At 58.3% G+C, this 15,712-nt stretch carries 14 protein-coding genes; 9 read left to right on the top strand and 5 right to left on the bottom strand.

Going from position 1 to position 15,712, the window contains the following annotated elements:
- Positions 1–252: 252 nt before the first annotated feature.
- Positions 253–1,236: a CDF family Co(II)/Ni(II) efflux transporter DmeF gene (gene dmeF, locus NAV33_RS14735; protein WP_255981323.1), complete on the bottom strand. Its 984-nt coding sequence runs from the start codon at positions 1,234–1,236 to the stop codon at positions 253–255.
- A gap of 133 nt (positions 1,237–1,369) precedes the next feature.
- Here dmeF and yaaA point away from each other — a divergent pair, with 133 nt between their 5' ends.
- The 3 genes from yaaA to NAV33_RS14720 all read left to right on the top strand — a co-directional run bounded on the left by yaaA (position 1,370) and on the right by NAV33_RS14720 (position 4,945).
- A complete protein-coding gene (gene yaaA / locus NAV33_RS14730; protein WP_255981321.1) occupies positions 1,370–2,140 on the top strand; it encodes a peroxide stress protein YaaA in 771 nt (256 codons plus the stop codon).
- 714 nt (positions 2,141–2,854) lie between these two features.
- Positions 2,855–4,300: a mannose-1-phosphate guanylyltransferase/mannose-6-phosphate isomerase gene (locus NAV33_RS14725; protein ID WP_255981319.1), complete on the top strand. Its 1,446-nt coding sequence runs from the start codon at positions 2,855–2,857 to the stop codon at positions 4,298–4,300.
- Positions 4,301–4,723: 423 nt separating this feature from the next.
- On the top strand, positions 4,724–4,945 hold the full coding sequence (locus tag NAV33_RS14720) for a hypothetical protein (protein WP_255981317.1): 222 nt from the start codon (positions 4,724–4,726) through the stop codon (positions 4,943–4,945).
- 64 nt (positions 4,946–5,009) lie between these two features.
- On the opposite strand, the gene NAV33_RS14715 is transcribed toward NAV33_RS14720, so the two are convergent.
- The 3 genes from NAV33_RS14715 to purU all read right to left on the bottom strand — a co-directional run bounded on the left by NAV33_RS14715 (position 5,010) and on the right by purU (position 7,627).
- The gene (locus NAV33_RS14715; RefSeq protein ID WP_255981315.1) at positions 5,010–6,476 is read right to left on the bottom strand and encodes a helicase HerA-like domain-containing protein; all 1,467 of its coding nucleotides are present in this window, start codon (positions 6,474–6,476) and stop codon (positions 5,010–5,012) included.
- Between the two features lie 71 nt (positions 6,477–6,547).
- Positions 6,548–6,748, bottom strand: coding sequence for a hypothetical protein (locus NAV33_RS14710; protein ID WP_255981313.1), 201 nt, complete (start codon positions 6,746–6,748; stop codon positions 6,548–6,550).
- Between the two features lie 27 nt (positions 6,749–6,775).
- On the bottom strand, positions 6,776–7,627 hold the full coding sequence (gene purU, locus NAV33_RS14705; RefSeq protein WP_255981310.1) for a formyltetrahydrofolate deformylase: 852 nt from the start codon (positions 7,625–7,627) through the stop codon (positions 6,776–6,778).
- Between the two features lie 467 nt (positions 7,628–8,094).
- Between purU and mvaT the strand changes: the two genes are divergently transcribed.
- A complete protein-coding gene (gene mvaT, locus NAV33_RS14700; RefSeq protein ID WP_255981308.1) occupies positions 8,095–8,472 on the top strand; it encodes a histone-like nucleoid-structuring protein MvaT in 378 nt (125 codons plus the stop codon).
- A 91-nt stretch (positions 8,473–8,563) separates the two neighbouring features.
- Here mvaT and sbcB read toward each other — a convergent pair whose 3' ends face one another.
- A complete protein-coding gene (gene sbcB / locus NAV33_RS14695; RefSeq protein WP_255981306.1) occupies positions 8,564–9,991 on the bottom strand; it encodes an exodeoxyribonuclease I in 1,428 nt (475 codons plus the stop codon).
- 281 nt (positions 9,992–10,272) lie between these two features.
- Between sbcB and NAV33_RS14690 the strand changes: the two genes are divergently transcribed.
- The 5 genes from NAV33_RS14690 to NAV33_RS14670 are packed head-to-tail and all read left to right on the top strand — an operon-like array spanning position 10,273 to position 15,688.
- The gene (locus NAV33_RS14690; protein ID WP_255981304.1) at positions 10,273–10,980 is read left to right on the top strand and encodes an RDD family protein; all 708 of its coding nucleotides are present in this window, start codon (positions 10,273–10,275) and stop codon (positions 10,978–10,980) included.
- Positions 10,977–11,960 (top strand): stage II sporulation protein M, encoded by a 984-nt coding sequence (locus NAV33_RS14685; RefSeq protein WP_255981302.1) that lies wholly within the window; start codon positions 10,977–10,979, stop codon positions 11,958–11,960. The genes NAV33_RS14690 and NAV33_RS14685 overlap by 4 nt, the downstream gene beginning before the upstream one ends.
- Positions 11,947–13,509, top strand: coding sequence for a DUF4129 domain-containing protein (locus NAV33_RS14680; protein ID WP_255981300.1), 1,563 nt, complete (start codon positions 11,947–11,949; stop codon positions 13,507–13,509). Before NAV33_RS14685 ends, NAV33_RS14680 begins: the two co-directional genes overlap by 14 nt.
- Positions 13,506–14,678, top strand: coding sequence for a DUF4350 domain-containing protein (locus NAV33_RS14675; RefSeq protein WP_255981298.1), 1,173 nt, complete (start codon positions 13,506–13,508; stop codon positions 14,676–14,678). The genes NAV33_RS14680 and NAV33_RS14675 overlap by 4 nt, the downstream gene beginning before the upstream one ends.
- Positions 14,675–15,688, top strand: coding sequence for an AAA family ATPase (locus NAV33_RS14670; protein ID WP_255981296.1), 1,014 nt, complete (start codon positions 14,675–14,677; stop codon positions 15,686–15,688). The genes NAV33_RS14675 and NAV33_RS14670 overlap by 4 nt, the downstream gene beginning before the upstream one ends.
- Positions 15,689–15,712 lie beyond the last annotated feature (24 nt).

Here is a 15,712-nt window from a genome sequence, read left to right as displayed (position 1 = left end):
TTTCGGAGCCGGACGACGGAGAGCCGAATGCACTCCGCCGTAGAGAAAACCACCGTGCGCAAGGTGAGCGGACTTGGGTAGCAGGGGCCTGGGGCCACCCAGAGGCCGCCACCTGTGAGTGCAGGTTTCGGCGGTCTTGATGAAAGGTAATACCGCAAAATGGATGACAGTAAAAAGTCTTTTTCTACCAGACGACGTTTTTTTATCGGAACGACGAAAAACGCTTGGCTGGCTTCCGATGGGCAGCTAGGCTCAGTAATCAACCCGCGCGTTTTCCCCGCACTGATTTACCTCCGCCGTCACGTGCACCAGCTCTGAAAACCCTTTCAGCTCGGCCTTGTAGCGATCCGCCGAATGCGCTTGGTGGGTGACAATACTGACGATACAGCTGTATTGCGCTCGACCGACTCGCCATAGATGCAGATCGATCACGTCTGTGTCCGGCACCGCTTCCAGCTGCTCTCGAACGCGCTGCACCAGCGGATCGTCCATTTCCCGGTCCAGTAATGCCTTCGCGGTATCGCGCAGCAGGCCCTTGGCCCATACGAGAATGACGATCGCACCGATGATGCCCATCAGAGGGTCCAGCCAGTTCCAGCCGAAGTATTTGCCTCCCAGCAAGGCGAAAATGGCCGCAACCGAGGTCAACCCGTCGGTCAGCACGTGGATGAAGGCGGCATGGCGATTGAGATCTCGCCCTGGCCCTGCGGAGCTCTCGTGGTCGTGGTCGTGGTCGTGGTCGTGGTCGTGGTCGTGGTGAGCATGATGGTGGTGATGGCCGTGCTGATCACGCAGCAGCCAAGCCGATAGTAGATTCACCGACAATCCGATAATCGCCACCCATAACGCTTCGTCGAAGCCAATTTGCGCAGGTGACCAGAAGCGCGACAGCGACTCGCCGATCATCATCACCGCCACCACTACCAGCAACACCGCGCTGGCAAAGCCCGCCAATACCTCGATTTTCCAGGTTCCGAATGCGAAGCGCCGATCGTGGGCGTAGCGACGCGCCAGAAGATAGGCAATCGCTGCCATACCGATAGCCACCATATGCGATGCCATATGCCATCCATCGGCCAGAAGCGCCATGGAGTTGAACAGGTAGCCGGCGAATATTTCAGCCACCATGGTTAACCCGGTCAGCGCCACCACCGCCCAGGTTTGCCGCTCGGCTCCCTGCTCGAGCGGACGATAATCATGGGAAGGTTCCCAGTTTGAATGATTGCAAGCGGTCATAAGCGCTCCTCTTCGAGGGGACAAGCTTGTTCCTTAACACCGGGGCAAGGTCAACCTCTCGGTTAATCGGGGCCATAGGTGGAGCCTCACCCAGCTATAAGCCTAAAATCAGCGCCCTTCAAAGGAGACCGATATGCTGATGGTGATTTCGCCGGCCAAGACCCTGGATTACGACACCCCACCGACGACCAAACGCTTCACCCAACCCGAACATCTCGACCACGCCCAGCAACTGATCGATCAATTGCGCGACCTTTCACCCCAGCAGGTCAGCGAACTGATGCACCTTTCGGACAAGCTCGCCGCCCTGAACGTCGCTCGTTTCGGCGGCTGGACAGCGGAATTCACCCCGGGCAATGCCAAGCAGGCACTGCTCGCGTTCAAGGGAGACGTCTATACCGGATTGAACGCCAGCGATTTTTCCGAGCAGGACTTCGATTTCGCTCAGAAACATCTGCGAATGTTGTCCGGGCTTTACGGCATCCTGCGCCCGCTCGACCTGATGCAGCCCTACCGGCTGGAAATGGGAACCAAACTAGCCAATGCACGCGGCAAGGATCTCTATGCATTCTGGGGCGAACGCATCAGCGGCTGGCTTAACGAAGCGCTGGCGTCACAGGGTGACGATGTATTACTCAACCTTGCCTCGAATGAATACTTCGGCGCGGTCAAACGCAAGGCCCTGAATGCGCGAGTGATCGACGTCGACTTCAAGGACCTGAAAAACGGTCAGTACAAAATCATTAGCTTCTACGCCAAGAAAGCGCGCGGCCTGATGAGTCGCTACGTTATCAAGGAACGCATCGAGCAGCCCGAACAGCTGAAGAATTTCGCTTACGACGGCTACCGCTACAGCCCGGATGATTCATCGACCGATCACCTAGTGTTCCTGCGTGACACTTAACCTTAAAGAATTGCCGCCTCGCTCGAATGGCAAGCAGAGGCGGGCGTTTTCTCGCTACGCACAGCACCGACGCAGGCGCCATTCGTCGCCGCTACTGGGGTCACAGTTACGTCTACCACACCGCCTGACAGCTCCCGTCCTACGACCTCAAAAAACTCTCCGATCAGCGGCCGTCCACCAGGGAACTATCCGAAGGCACCGACAATCATAAGCGCGTACCGACAATTCCAGATGGAAAGGGACGTCGCACATGAACGTGCAGCGGAATTCAGAACAATGCTTTCAAAACGTCAGCCATGGCTATCTTTCAGGATCACCAGGCGCGACTAGCCGAGGTCAGATCGGCCGAACCAAAGCAGTGCCGGTAATGACCGCACTGTGCCAAGCGCACCGGTGCCAATCAGGCAGCGTCCGCCCGAAGACAGTGCAGGCCCGTTTACGTCAGACCGATAGAGGGCATGTCGCCTCTCACTCTGGAGCGGCGCTCGACACCGCTATTTCAAATCCGGCTGCGATCAACAACCAGGCAACAATCCCATATTCAGGCTCGGAGCGCGCAGTTCGTTCCGACGGTAGTTTTCTCGCGAGAAAACACAGCTTGACGGCGCGCGGCATCCTGGAGGCCCGACCAAGAAGCGCATGGCGAGCACAAACCTCTACGCCACCTAAATGGACAAGAAGAACTCCCCTTCTCAACGATTCAGGAGAAACAACATGATTCCGGTCATCCTCTCAGGCGGCAGCGGCTCTCGGCTCTGGCCTCTTTCACGCAAAGCGTTCCCCAAGCAGTTCCTCGCACTGACGGCTGAACAGACGCTGTTCCAGCAGACTATCGAGCGTCTCGCCTTCGAAGGCATGCAGCCGCCCCTGCTGGTATGCAACAAAGAACACCGCTTTATCGTCAAAGAGCAGCTGGCGGCACGCAAGCTGGGCATTCAAGGCCTTATGCTCGAGCCATTCGGTCGCAACACCGCGCCTGCGATCGCCATTGCGGCGATGAAACTGCTCGAGGATGGCCGTGACGAGCTGCTGCTGGTCCTGCCAGCGGACCATGTGATCGAGGACCATAAAGCGTTCCAGCGTTCGCTGGCCTTGGCCACCAACGCTGCGGAAAACGGCGAGATGGTACTGTTTGGCATTCCTGCAACCAGTCCTGAGACCGGTTACGGCTATATCAAGTGCGATCACAACGAGCGCAATGGCCTGCCGGAAGGCGTTAACCGTGTTACCAATTTCGTCGAGAAACCTGACGAAGCGCGTGCTCAACAGTATGTTGAGTCGGGTGATTACTATTGGAATAGCGGCATGTTTCTGTTCCGCGCCAGTGTATTCCTAGAAGAACTTAAGAAACATGATCCGGACATTTACGACACCTGCGGAGCCGCGCTGGAGCGCAGCGCCAAAAATGGTGACGAAGTACTGATCGATCCAGAGACCTTCGCCTGCTGCCCTGACGACTCGATCGATTACGCAGTAATGGAAAAAACCGCACTGGCGTGCGTAGTGCCCATGTCGGCAGGCTGGAGCGATGTTGGCTCCTGGTCTTCGCTATACGACGTGCTGGAAAAGGACGAAAATGGCAACGTGACCAAAGGCGACGTGATTGTCGAAGACAGCCGCAACTGCCTTGTTCACGGCAACGGCAAGCTGGTGACCGTGGTCGGTCTGGACAATATCGTTGTGGTCGAGACCAAAGACGCGACGATGATCGCGCACAAGGACAAAGTCCAAGATGTCAAGAAGCTGGTGAACAAGCTCGACGCCATGAAGCGCTCCGAAACGGTCAATCATTGCGCCGTGTATCGCCCTTGGGGCTGGTATGACTCGGTCGATATGGGCGGTCGCTTCCAGGTCAAGCGGATATGCGTCAACCCGGGAGCGCAATTGTCACTGCAAATGCACCATCACCGTGCTGAACATTGGATCGTCGTATCCGGCACCGCCCAGGTTACCTGCAATGACAAGACCTTCCTGCTGACCGAGAACCAATCGACCTACATTCCGGTGACGTCCATTCACCGGCTGGCCAACCCCGGCAAGATTCCGCTAGAGATCATCGAAGTACAGTCAGGCAGCTATCTCGGTGAAGATGACATCGAGCGATTAGACGATGTGTACGGACGCGCCCACGATAACGTGGCGAGCCAATCAGCACGGTAATTGGCTGAGATATAAACAACCGCGCCGAGGATCAGGCGCGGTTTTTTTATATCTGGGACGATCCGAATTAATCGGCTGACCAGCGCAGGCCTCTATCGGGTTAATAGCGGTTGCTGCTCAGCGTCGGAATGGAAGACAGCAATCAAGGGAGACGCGGCTCGCGAAATCACTAATTCAATCCTTCGGTGTAACCGAGCACGCAATTAGTCGATGCTCCGCCAGCACCAACCTAGACGCCCTACTGCATGCGGCACATACTAATTTCGCTTACACTTGTTTTTCGCCATCCGCTTGCAATAGAGCCAGCCAGTCCATTAAATAAACCAACCGCCGAGTCGCATCGCACGTGCCGATCTGCTGCTTGGGGCGCCTCAACCTGTGCTTGCAGGTATATTCGAACTATCGAAAAGGACAGATCAAGAAGTGACAAAAGAAGAACTACGCGCCGAACTGGAACGACAGGCCAACCGCTTCCAGGCCGTATACGGAGGCGAGATAACCACCTACGCTGCTCAACCCGATCCTGAACGCAAGCCTTGGCGCAAAAAGCCAACTATTCACGATCAGGTTTTCAAAGAAGAATTACAAAAGATTGAAAAAGAGCTGTCGCAACAGCCTTCTCAGTCAAATAAAAACGACCTCTAGGTACCGTGCTGCCATGACAGGCACAACGGGCGGACGAGTGGCCCAGGCAGCATTGCCGCCCCGATCAGCGTTTTCCGCCAAATAGCGAGCCCATCAATCCTCGTACCAATTGCCGGCCTAGCTGGTTGGCCGCCTGACGCACAGCGCTTTTGAACACTCGCCCGGCGAGATCGCCGAAAGCATCTCCTGCATCATCTTTCTGCGTCGCCGCTTTCGCCTGCGGCTCGGCATTTGTCGCCTGTTTCGCCCGGCTGAGCAATATTTCGTAGGCGGATTCGCGATCGATCGCTTTATCGTAGCGAGTACGCAACGGTGAACTGGCAATCAGCGCACGTCTTTCATGATCATCGAGCGGCCCCACACGCGACTGAGGCGGCGCGATAGCCACGCGTTGCACCATGGCAGGCGTGCCCTTGTCCTCGAGCCCGCCAACCAGGGCTTCGCCGATTCCAAGATCGACCAGCGAGTCCAGCGCAGAGAATGCAGGATTGGCTCGAAACCCTTCTGCCACGGCACGCAAGGCTTTCTGCTCCTTGATCGTATAGGCCCGTAGGCCGTGTTGAATGCGCAGGCCCAACTGAGCTAACACTTCATCCGGCAAATCTGCCGGCGACTGGGTGACGAAATAGACGCCAACGCCTTTCGAGCGTATCAACCGAACGACCTGCACCAACCGGTCTTGCAAAGCTCTCGGGGCATCGTTGAACAGCAGGTGTGCCTCGTCGAAGAACAGCGCCAGCAACGGACGATCCGCATCGCCGCGCTCGGGTAGTTGTTCGAACAACTCTGCCAGCAACCACAACAGGAACGTCGCATACACCTTGGGTGCCTGATGCACGAGCTGACTGGCATCGAGCAGATGAATCCGGCCACGCCCGTCGTGATGCGGCTGCAGCACATCTTCCAGCGCCAATGCCGGTTCGCCGAACAGCGCCTCGGCGCCCTGCTGTTCCAGCGTCGCCAGCCGCCGTAACAGGGCTTGGGACGAGGCACCGGTCAGCAAGGCGGCGTCATCACCTAGCACCTCGGGGTTCTGCTTGAGGTGGGCGAGTAGTGCTTTGAGATCCTTCAGGTCCAGAAGCAGTAGCGCCTCGCGATCGGCCACCTTGAACGCGGCATAGAGAGCCGCTTGCTGGCTATCCGTCAGTTCGAGCAAGTTGCCTAGCAAGAGCGGCCCCATCTCGGTCAAGGTGGTACGCAACGGATGTCCGCTCACGCCATGCACGTCCCATAAGGTAACGGGATAGGCCTGCGGCTGATGCTTGAGCCAGGGCATGCTAGAGATACGCTCGGCGATCTTTCCTTGCGGAACCCCGGCGGCGCCCAGCCCACACAAGTCGCCTTTGATATCTGCCGCAAACACCGCTATACCGGCATCGCTGAACTGCTCTGCGAGCCGTTGCAGGGTAACGGTCTTGCCAGTGCCCGTCGCGCCAGCGATCAAACCGTGACGGTTGGCCAGGCGTAGCGGATGCATATTGGGGTCGCCTGCAGCATCAGCGCCCAACACCAAGCAATCGTTGTGTTCCATCTGGCCATCTCCAGAACGGGAAGCTGCGGATGAGCGCGGCAGTGCTAGCGCTGCCGCGCCGATGCTTTTGCTCAATCGCTAGCCGGGACAGTGGAAGCAACGTCATCAACAGCCACTTCGGCATCGGGTTGGTGACGCTTCCACAGCGCTTCGGCACCAGGAAAGTCCGTGCCGAGTTCCGGCCCAAGGTGTTCGGGATCGTAGCGTTGCGTACACCCGCTACCAATGATCGGCGGTGCTGTTGCGCCTGCCTTTTTCAGTAGATCGGTCATACACGCTCCCGCGCCGATGACGACGGGTCAGTTGAAAACCATGGTCTTGTTGCTATGGACCAGCACACGTTCCTGCAAGTGATAGCGCAGACCGCGCGATAGCACCATCTTTTCCACATCCTTACCCAGACGAACCATGTCTTCGACACTGTCGCGGTGGCTGATGCGCACCACGTCCTGCTCGATTATCGGGCCGGCGTCTAGTTCTTCGGTAACGTAATGACAGGTCGCACCAATGAGCTTGACGCCCCGCAGCGAGGCTTGGTGGTACGGTTTGGCCCCGACGAACGAAGGCAGGAAGCTGTGGTGAATGTTGATCACGCGTTGAGCGAACTCTTCGCACAACTCGGACGGCAAAATCTGCATATAACGCGCAAGCACAATGACATCGGCCTGCTGTTCTCGCACCAGACGCGACACCTCGGCAAACGCTTGCTCCTTGCGCCCCGGTTCGACGGGCACGTGAAAATATGGGATTCCATGCCACTCGACCATGCTACGCAAGTCGTTGTGGTTGGAAATAACGCAGGGAATTTCACAATCCAACTCACCGCTATGCCAACGGTGCAAGAGATCGGCGAGACAATGCGATTCCCGACTGGCCATCAACACGACGCGCTTGCGCTGCTCCGAGTCGGTGATGCGCCATTCCATGGAAAACTCGCGTGCTATAGGAGCAAATGCCTGACGGAAACCTTCAAGATCGAAAGGCAGCGAGTCGGCGCGAATTTCATGGCGCATGAAGAACCAGCCGCTCTGATGGTCGGAGTGGTGATTGGCTTCGGTGATCCAGCCATTGTAAGTAGCCAAGAAATTGCTGACCTTGGCAACGATGCCAACGCCATCGGGACAGGCAATAACCAGCCTGAATGTACGCATTAAAAGTAACTCCGACTTACAAAAAGACCCGCATTCTAGCGCAGCGAAAAAAACTGCAGCCACATTATCGAGCAGGTCCAGCACCCCGCTACCTCGTGGCTAGGTGGCATTGCACCGGATATACGACAGGAAACGGCTCATTCGCCTGGTTTACATGGGGAGTTTTTAGCACTGCGACAAAGCCGAGCATGGCGCGGTGTCAACTACGCGAACGGCGCCGTAGAGGTATCGCGACGCTACAACCTCTACTGCGGACAAATCCGCTGTAGATATAACAACGATGCGCTCGTTCAAGCGCTAGTTTTTTTGACGAGTACTATCCGCAACCCGAACGAACTAACTGAACGACGTTAGAATCAAGCAAAGGCAGGAGCGCGGTTAAACTTTATTCAAAGAATATTTACTTGTGCATTGCAGCTGTCTATGATTACCAACACTTGCGTTCAAACCTATACCAAGGATGTGACATGTCGCTGATCAACGAATACCGCGCCACTGAAGAAGCTATCAAGGAACTTCAGGAACGCCTGAAGTCTCTTTCCGCAGACGACAAGCTGAAAAAGGAGCTTGAGTTCGAAGGCAAACTGCGTGAATTGATGGGCGAATACCAAAAATCTCTTCGCGATATCATCGCCCTGCTTGATCCGGACGCCAGAAGCAACAAGGCACAGCGCGCAACCAAAGCGCCGGCTACGGCCAAACGTGCCCGCCGAGTGAAGCAATATAAGAACCCGCATAACGGCGAAGTGATTGAAACAAAAGGTGGCAATCACAAGACCTTGAAAGAATGGAAAGCGCAGTGGGGCTCCGATGAGGTTGAAGGCTGGGCCACTCTGCTCGGTTAATTGGCACGCTACGCCTAAAAGCCATCTGACGCTTCATGCCAAGGCATGCTGCGTCAGATGGCTTTTTTGTATCTGCCGATAGGCGCAGCAGTCAGCGAATGTAACGGTCACGCAAGCTGTCAGCATGCATGGACCACTGGCGTAGCAACTGCGCTTGTTCCGGGCTCGCCGAGGCCAGCAGTGCCTGAACGCATGTTTCGAACTGAGTCAAGGTATTGGGCGCACCAAACTCGGGGGCAGTTAAGCGCTGCCGGCAAAATTCGTCCCATTGCAGTTTCTCCGCTGCCGACAGGCACTCTGGGAAATTACGGGCGCGATAACGAAAATGCAGTTCAGGCAAACGGGCGTCGTCAAACGGGAACACGCCGCCCGAACTTTGCGACGACGCAAGAGTTCTGACCTGATCACAAAGCCGCCGGTCTCGTTCGCCTAGGAAGCCATCGTAAAGTTGCTGTTCCGGATCAGCCGAACCTGCGAAAACCTCTTCCTGATAGATGTCGGCGAGCTTCGCTTCCCAGTCTGCCCGTCGGCTGCGCAGATCGCGTGCCCTGAACTCGCAACATTCCAGATCCAGCCCCAAGCGATCGATATCGGAATCACGCAGCACTTTCATTGGCGCAAGCACCGGGCAGCGATTCACATGCACCAGTTTCAGCGGAGTCGGAAGTTTCTCGCCGAGATCTTCACGACGCGTATAAAGCCGTACACGAAGATCCTCGGCTTTGTCTTCCCATAAGGGCGCGCACTCGGAATTTAGATCGCAAACGATCAGTGCATTACGGTTGCGCGGATGCCAGGCCAGCGGCAGTACCACCGACAAGTAGTGCCGGGTAGCAGAGAAGCGCCCTGAAATATGCACCAACGGTTTCAACAGTTCGATCTGCTCGATCACCGCGTTCTTCCGGCGCAGCTTGTATAAATAGTCGTAGAGCCTCGGTTGGCGCTCACGTATCAACCGCGCCAGGGCGATGGTCGCTCGCACATCGGACAAGGCATCGTGCGCCTGCAAATGTTCGAGTCCATTGGCCACACTCAGACGTTCTAGCTTGAGCGTCACCCGGCCGTCTTCCTCTGGCCAGACCAGCCCTTCCGGACGCAGCGCATAGGCCGTGCGGACGAGATCGATCAGGTCCCAACGGCTATTGCCGCCTTGCCACTCGCGGGCATAAGGATCGAAGAAGTTGCGGTACAGGCTGTAGCGCAGCACTTCGTCATCGAAACGCAAGCTGTTGTAACCCGCGCCGCAGGTGCCGGGTAGCGCCAATTCCTGATGCAGCCGCCCAATGAATTCGGCTTCGCATAACCCCTTCTCAGCCAAGGTCGCCGGGATTATGCCGGTTACCAGGCATGCCGCCGGATGCGGCAGGATGTCATCGCTGAGGCGGCAATAGATATTCAGCGGCTCGCCAATTTCTTCTAATGCCTCGTTGGTGCGGATCCCGGCGACCTGAAGAGGCCGATCGCAACGTGGAGAAATACCGGTTGTTTCAAAGTCGTACCAGAAGATGCTGGATGTCACGGGAGATTCCTTCTCGGTCGTCTGGCGCCAGTCTAGCGCGCCCGAGCAACTGCTGGCCGCATCGCCTGCGTCGCAGACGCGAGGCGCTATGCACAATGGCGCTGCAGTCGTGTGCAGGCGCCAGCATTTCGCCTCAAAATTCTTCGTAGGCTCTGGCCGAATTATCCGTTCGATGCTTTCATGCCCGCCAAAACCGGCTGCTCCAGCACTAGGTTCGATCAATTGACCAAACCATGATGAGCTGCAGCAGGCTCACCGATACCGTTAAACGAGCCAATTCATTGCCTCCCGCCTCAGCATCCGAAGCGCTACTGGACAACACACACCGGGTCGAAACGCCGGAAGGTATCGATCTGCTGCTCCGTCCGGCTGGGTTGGTCCCGCGAGCGCTGGCGTTTGCCCTGGATCTGCTGATTCGCGGAGCCATACTGGCCCTGTTGGGAGTGGGTTTTGCGCTGTTGGGCAAATTCGGGATGGGCGTCGGCGCGCTGCTGCTGTTCCTGGTTCAATGGTGGTACATGGTGCTGTTCGAAGTCCTCAATCAAGGCAGGACACCTGGCAAGTACTGGTTGGGGCTGAAGGTGGTCCACGATGACGGGACACCGATCGGCTGGACGTCATCGCTGACGCGCAACCTGCTGCGTTTCATCGACATGCTCCCTTTCGGCTATTTCCTCGGGGCCCTCTCCTGCCTCTGGCACCCATCCTTCAAAAGGCTTGGGGATTTGGCCGCCGGCACACTGGTGGTTTATCGCGAGCGGAGCATTCCCGCGCCAACGCTTCCGGCGGTCGACGCCATCGCCGCGCCCTTCCCGCTGGAACTGACCGAACAACGTGCGCTGATTAGCTTCGCCGAGCGCCAATCGAGCCTGTCGCCGGAGCGTCGCCAGGAGCTGGCGGCGATCCTCTCGGGGCCGCTGCAGGTCCCGCCGGAGCAGGCACAAGCGTATATCAATGGCATCGCCCGCGGCCTGGTGGGCCCCGCATGAAACAGAGCCAATTCGAAAGCCGGCACCAAACCGAATGGCAAGTGTTTGACGAAACGCTCGATGCGTTCGAGCGCGGCAAAAAGCCCTCATCTACCTTAATTGCTGAGTTTCCGGCGGCCTATCGGCGACTTTGCCAGCAGCTCGCGTTGGCTCAGACGCGTGGTTACAGCACTCATTCGATCGATAACCTGCAGCTGTTGGTGCAGCGCGGGCACCAACAGCTGTACCGCCATCGCAGCCCGCTGACGGGTCGTTTGCTCGGCTTTTTCCTGGGTGGCTTCGGCAGGCTGGTCCGCGATGAATGGCGATACGTGGCAGTCGCAAGCCTGCTGTTCTATGCCAGCCTGCTGGGCATGGGCGCGCTGGTGCTGGCGTACCCGGAGCTGGTCTACAGCCTGATCGACCCGGAACAGGTCGCTCAGATGGAAGCGATGTACGACCCAGACACCAGCCGCCTTGGTCGCTTCGGCGAACGAGAGTCCGGTGACGATTGGGTGATGTTCGGCTATTACGTCATGCACAACATCGGGATCGCCTTCCAGACGTTTGCTGGCGGCTTGCTATTCGGCGTCGGCAGCCTGTTCTACCTGCTTTTCAACGGACTGATGATCGGTGCGGTTGCCGGCCACCTGACCGGGATTGGCTATCATCAGCCGTTCTGGTCGTTCGTCGTAGGTCACGGTGCCTTCGAGCTGACAGCCATTACCTTTGCTGGCGCAGCGGGGTTGAAACTGGGCGCCGCGCTCGTTGCGCCAGGTCGGCTGACACGAACTGAAGCGTTACGGCTGGCAGCAGCCAAGACGGTGCGATTGATAATCGGCGCCACTGTGCTGTTGCTGATCGCCGCGTTCATCGAGGCCTACTGGTCGTCGATGACCTATCCTTCTGCGCCAGTGAAATATGCTGTGGGCGCGCTACTGTGGCTGCTGGTCGGCCTGTATTTCTTGTTGAGCGGCAGGAACACCCATGCGCCTGACTGACGCGAGCATGGAGATTCGCCCGCGCAGTGCCTGGGAAGCGCTGGACCTCGGCATCCTACTGGCTCGGCGACAGGCCGGACTGCTGATGTTCAGTTGGGCACTGCTGACCCTGCCGCTATTCGCCCTGTTCAGTCTGGTGTTCTGGCAGCACCCTAGCCTGTCGTTGCTGCTGTTCTGGTGGTTCAAGCCACTCTATGAGCGCCTGCCGCTTTTCATCGTCTCCCGCTCGTTGTTCGGTGATATCCCGACAATGCGCCGCAGTTTCCAGGCGCTTCCCGGACTGCTGCGTTCGCAGTGGTTTTCCAGCATCACTTGGCGCCGCTTCAGCCTGACCCGCAGTTTCGACCTGCCGGTTCTGCAGCTTGAAGAGTTGTCCGGCTCCGCGCGGCGTCAACGGCTGGTCGTCCTGAAACAACGTGACACCAGCGCAGCACGCTGGCTGACCATCGCCGGCGTCCATCTGGAGAGCGGTTTGTGGCTGGGCGCTCTGGCATTGCTTTACGTATTGATCCCGTCGCAACTACTGGCTGAATGGAAGTGGCAGGACCTGCTGAAACTGGACGGCGACTGGCTCTGGTTCGAGCACTTCTCCAACCTTTTGTACGTGCTGGCATTGGTGGTCTGGGAGCCGATCTATGTCGCCAGCGGTTTCAGCCTTTATCTCAATCGACGAACCGTACTCGAGGCCTGGGATATCGAGTTGAGCTTCCGCCGATTGCAGGAACGGCTGAAAGCCGTGCTACCGGCACTTTTGCTCGGCCTGAGCCTGCTGTTGATCCCACCGATCGACGACGCCCAGGCAGCGCCTCCGACTGCTCAAGCTGAACAGAAGACAGCCGAGCCGAGCCCGGAAAGCAGCCGATTACTCAACCAGCCATTGACCAGCCAGGCCGCCAGCGAACGGATCGCCGAGCTGCTGGATCAACCACCATTCAGAAACCGCGAAACGGTTACCCGCTGGCGTTTTGGCGAGGAACAGCACGATTCAGAGGCTGGCTGGCTGGCGCGTTTGTTAGAACAACTGCTTAACGGCAGCGGCCTGCAACGCGGCTTCGACCATGTCGCAACGGGCATAGAGATTCTGCTCTGGGCCGCTCTGTTCGGCCTGATCACATTTGTATTCTGGCGTTATCGAGAGTGGATCAGGCTCTACGTCGGGCGACTCCACCGACCATCCGATAGCCCTCGCCCGCCCGCGCCGGCCATCTTGTTCGGTCTCGATATGCTGCCCGAAAGCCTTCCACAGGACGTTCCCGGCGAAGTGGAGCGGCTTTGGGATAAACAGCCACGCGAAGCCCTCGGATTGCTCTATCGAGCTTTTCTCAGTCGACTGTTGCATGAGCGCAACCTGCCGTTGAAGAGCGCCCACACCGAAGGTGAGGTGCTCGGACTGCTGCGTCAGGGGCAACCGGAGCTCGTCGGCTATGCCGAAACGCTCACCGGTCACTGGCTGAATCTTGCCTATGGGCATCGCTTGCCACCGAGTGCCGCCAAGACCGAACTATGCGCTCGGTGGCGTGAGTTGTTCGGGACAGGGGCGCGCGCATGATCTACCGTCGCGCGATCTATCTGGCGTTGGCAGCCGTGCTGCTCGGCGCTTTGCTGCTGTTCGCTATGAACAAGGCGACGCCCTACGAAGAAGTCATCGAGCATGGGCCGTCGCCGCAGGTGCGCAGCAATCCCTACCTGGCTGCCGAGCATTTCCTTGCTGACCAGGGCAGAGCGGTCACCCGCACGGAAAGTGTTACGGGGTTGGTCGACCTGCAACCGGACACGCAGGTCCTGCTATTGCTGGGTGACCGCAGCGAGATGACGCCACGCCAGTCGGCTCGTTTGCTCGCGTGGGTCGCAGATGGTGGTCACCTGGTGTTCGTCGCCGAGCGCCTTTGGAATGAGCGTACGGCTAGCAGCGGTGACCTGCTATTGGACACCTTGAATTTGCAGCAGTACGAAACTACCGAGGGCCGCAACGGCAAAGACGTTGCCGACCGGATAGCCAGCGCCGAGAAGCATCCGCCGCTGACCCGGCTCTATCTGGAAAACGAAAACGCGCCGGCCTACCTCGCCTTCGATACCGACTATCACCTCTACGACGCAGGTGAAAAAGCACACGCCTGGGCCAACAGCGCCGGCGCCACGCATATGCTGCAGCTACAGCACGGCAACGGTCTGGTCACCGCGCTTACCGATAGTTGGATCTGGCAAAACGACAACATCGCCAGGTATGACCACGCGTGGCTGCTCTGGTATCTCACCCAGGACCGCGACGTGACCCTGGCCTATCGCACCGAGCACAACAGCCTGCTGCAACAACTGCTGCGTTATTTTCCCGAAGCGCTAGTCGCCCTGCTACTGATGCTGATATTCACCACCTGGCATCTGGCTCAACGCCAGGGACCGCTCTTCGCTCCACCCGACCGCGGCCGCCGACAGTTGCAGGAACACCTTCGTGGCAGCGCCGATTTTCTCTATCGGCACGCGGGGCAGCGCTACCTGCTGAGCAATCTGCAACGCGACATACTGCGTCAGGCGTGCCGCCGCCATCCCGGTTTCGAAACGCTCGGGCATGCCGAACAATGCGAGATACTGGCGAAATTCAGCCGCCTTTCCATCGACTCAATCGATCAGGCATTACGCTCACCCGCCGCAAAGCCTGCCAGCACCGCCGAATTCACCACTCAGGTTGCCCGCCTGCAAAGCCTCAGGAATGCCCTATGAGCGACGCCACAAGCGAATCGAACAACACTACCCCCGCTACCAGCGCAAGCACTCAACGACAGCGCGCCGCCCAACTGGCACAAGCGCTGCGCCAGGAGCTGCACAAAGCCATCATTGGTCAACAGGACATCGTCGACGGGGTGCTCACCGCGCTGATCGCCGGCGGCCATGTGCTGGTCGAGGGTGTTCCGGGTTTGGGCAAGACGTTGCTGGTGCGTGCGTTGGCACGCTGCTTCGGTGGCGAATTTTCACGCATCCAGTTCACCCCCGACCTGATGCCTAGCGATATCACTGGCCACGCCATCTACGACCTTGCCAGCGAACAGTTCAAGCTGCGCAAGGGCCCGGTGTTCACCAACCTGCTGCTCGCCGACGAGATCAACCGCGCGCCAGCCAAGACTCAGGCGGCCCTGCTGGAAGTCATGCAGGAGCGTCAGGTCACGCTCGAAGGACGTGCGCTGGCGGCGCCGCAACCTTTCCTCGTAATGGCCACGCAAAACCCCATCGAACAGGAAGGCACCTATCCGCTACCGGAAGCCGAGTTGGACCGCTTCATGCTGATGCTGCGCATGGACTATCCACAGGTCGACGAAGAGCTGGAATTGGTCCGTCAGGTCACGCGCTCGGCTCGCACCGATATCCTTGATGTCAGCGGGCTACGCGTTCTGCTGCAAGCGAAGGACGTCCAGGCGTTGCAGAAAATCGCCAGTGACATGCCGCTCGACGAGCAGGTGCTCGACTACGCGGTGCGCCTGGCTCGCTCGACACGCAACTGGCCGGGCCTGGCACTGGGTGCAGGCCCACGTGCTTCTATCGCCCTGGTTCGCTGCGCAAGGGCGCGAGCGTTGTTACGCGGCGGTGAGTTCGTCACGCCGGACGACGTAAAAGGGTCTGCGCTTGCCGTTTTACGGCACCGCGTCAGGCTCTCGCCCGAACTGAATATCGAAGGCGTTTCGGTGGATCAGCTGCTGCAACAGCTGCTCGACCAAGTTGCGGCGCCGCGACTGTGATCCAGCCCAACGCGTTGAACCTTC

It is taken from the genome of Stutzerimonas stutzeri (assembly GCF_024448715.1).
Taxonomy (GTDB): domain Bacteria; phylum Pseudomonadota; class Gammaproteobacteria; order Pseudomonadales; family Pseudomonadaceae; genus Stutzerimonas; species Stutzerimonas stutzeri_AR.
Note: the sequence above shows the minus strand (reverse complement) of the source record. Positions and strands in the feature narration are given on the sequence as shown.

Coding starts and splice junctions, on each gene's coding strand:
- dmeF (WP_255981323.1), bottom strand. CDS start 1,236: ATGACCGCTTGCAATCATTCAAACTGGGAACCTTCCCATGATTATCGT.
- purU (WP_255981310.1), bottom strand. CDS start 7,627: ATGCGTACATTCAGGCTGGTTATTGCCTGTCCCGATGGCGTTGGCATC.
- NAV33_RS14675 (WP_255981298.1), top strand. CDS start 13,506: ATGATCTACCGTCGCGCGATCTATCTGGCGTTGGCAGCCGTGCTGCTC.
- NAV33_RS14685 (WP_255981302.1), top strand. CDS start 10,977: ATGAAACAGAGCCAATTCGAAAGCCGGCACCAAACCGAATGGCAAGTG.
- NAV33_RS14725 (WP_255981319.1), top strand. CDS start 2,855: ATGATTCCGGTCATCCTCTCAGGCGGCAGCGGCTCTCGGCTCTGGCCT.
- mvaT (WP_255981308.1), top strand. CDS start 8,095: ATGTCGCTGATCAACGAATACCGCGCCACTGAAGAAGCTATCAAGGAA.
- yaaA (WP_255981321.1), top strand. CDS start 1,370: ATGCTGATGGTGATTTCGCCGGCCAAGACCCTGGATTACGACACCCCA.
- NAV33_RS14680 (WP_255981300.1), top strand. CDS start 11,947: ATGCGCCTGACTGACGCGAGCATGGAGATTCGCCCGCGCAGTGCCTGG.
- NAV33_RS14710 (WP_255981313.1), bottom strand. CDS start 6,748: ATGACCGATCTACTGAAAAAGGCAGGCGCAACAGCACCGCCGATCATT.
- NAV33_RS14670 (WP_255981296.1), top strand. CDS start 14,675: ATGAGCGACGCCACAAGCGAATCGAACAACACTACCCCCGCTACCAGC.
- NAV33_RS14715 (WP_255981315.1), bottom strand. CDS start 6,476: ATGGAACACAACGATTGCTTGGTGTTGGGCGCTGATGCTGCAGGCGAC.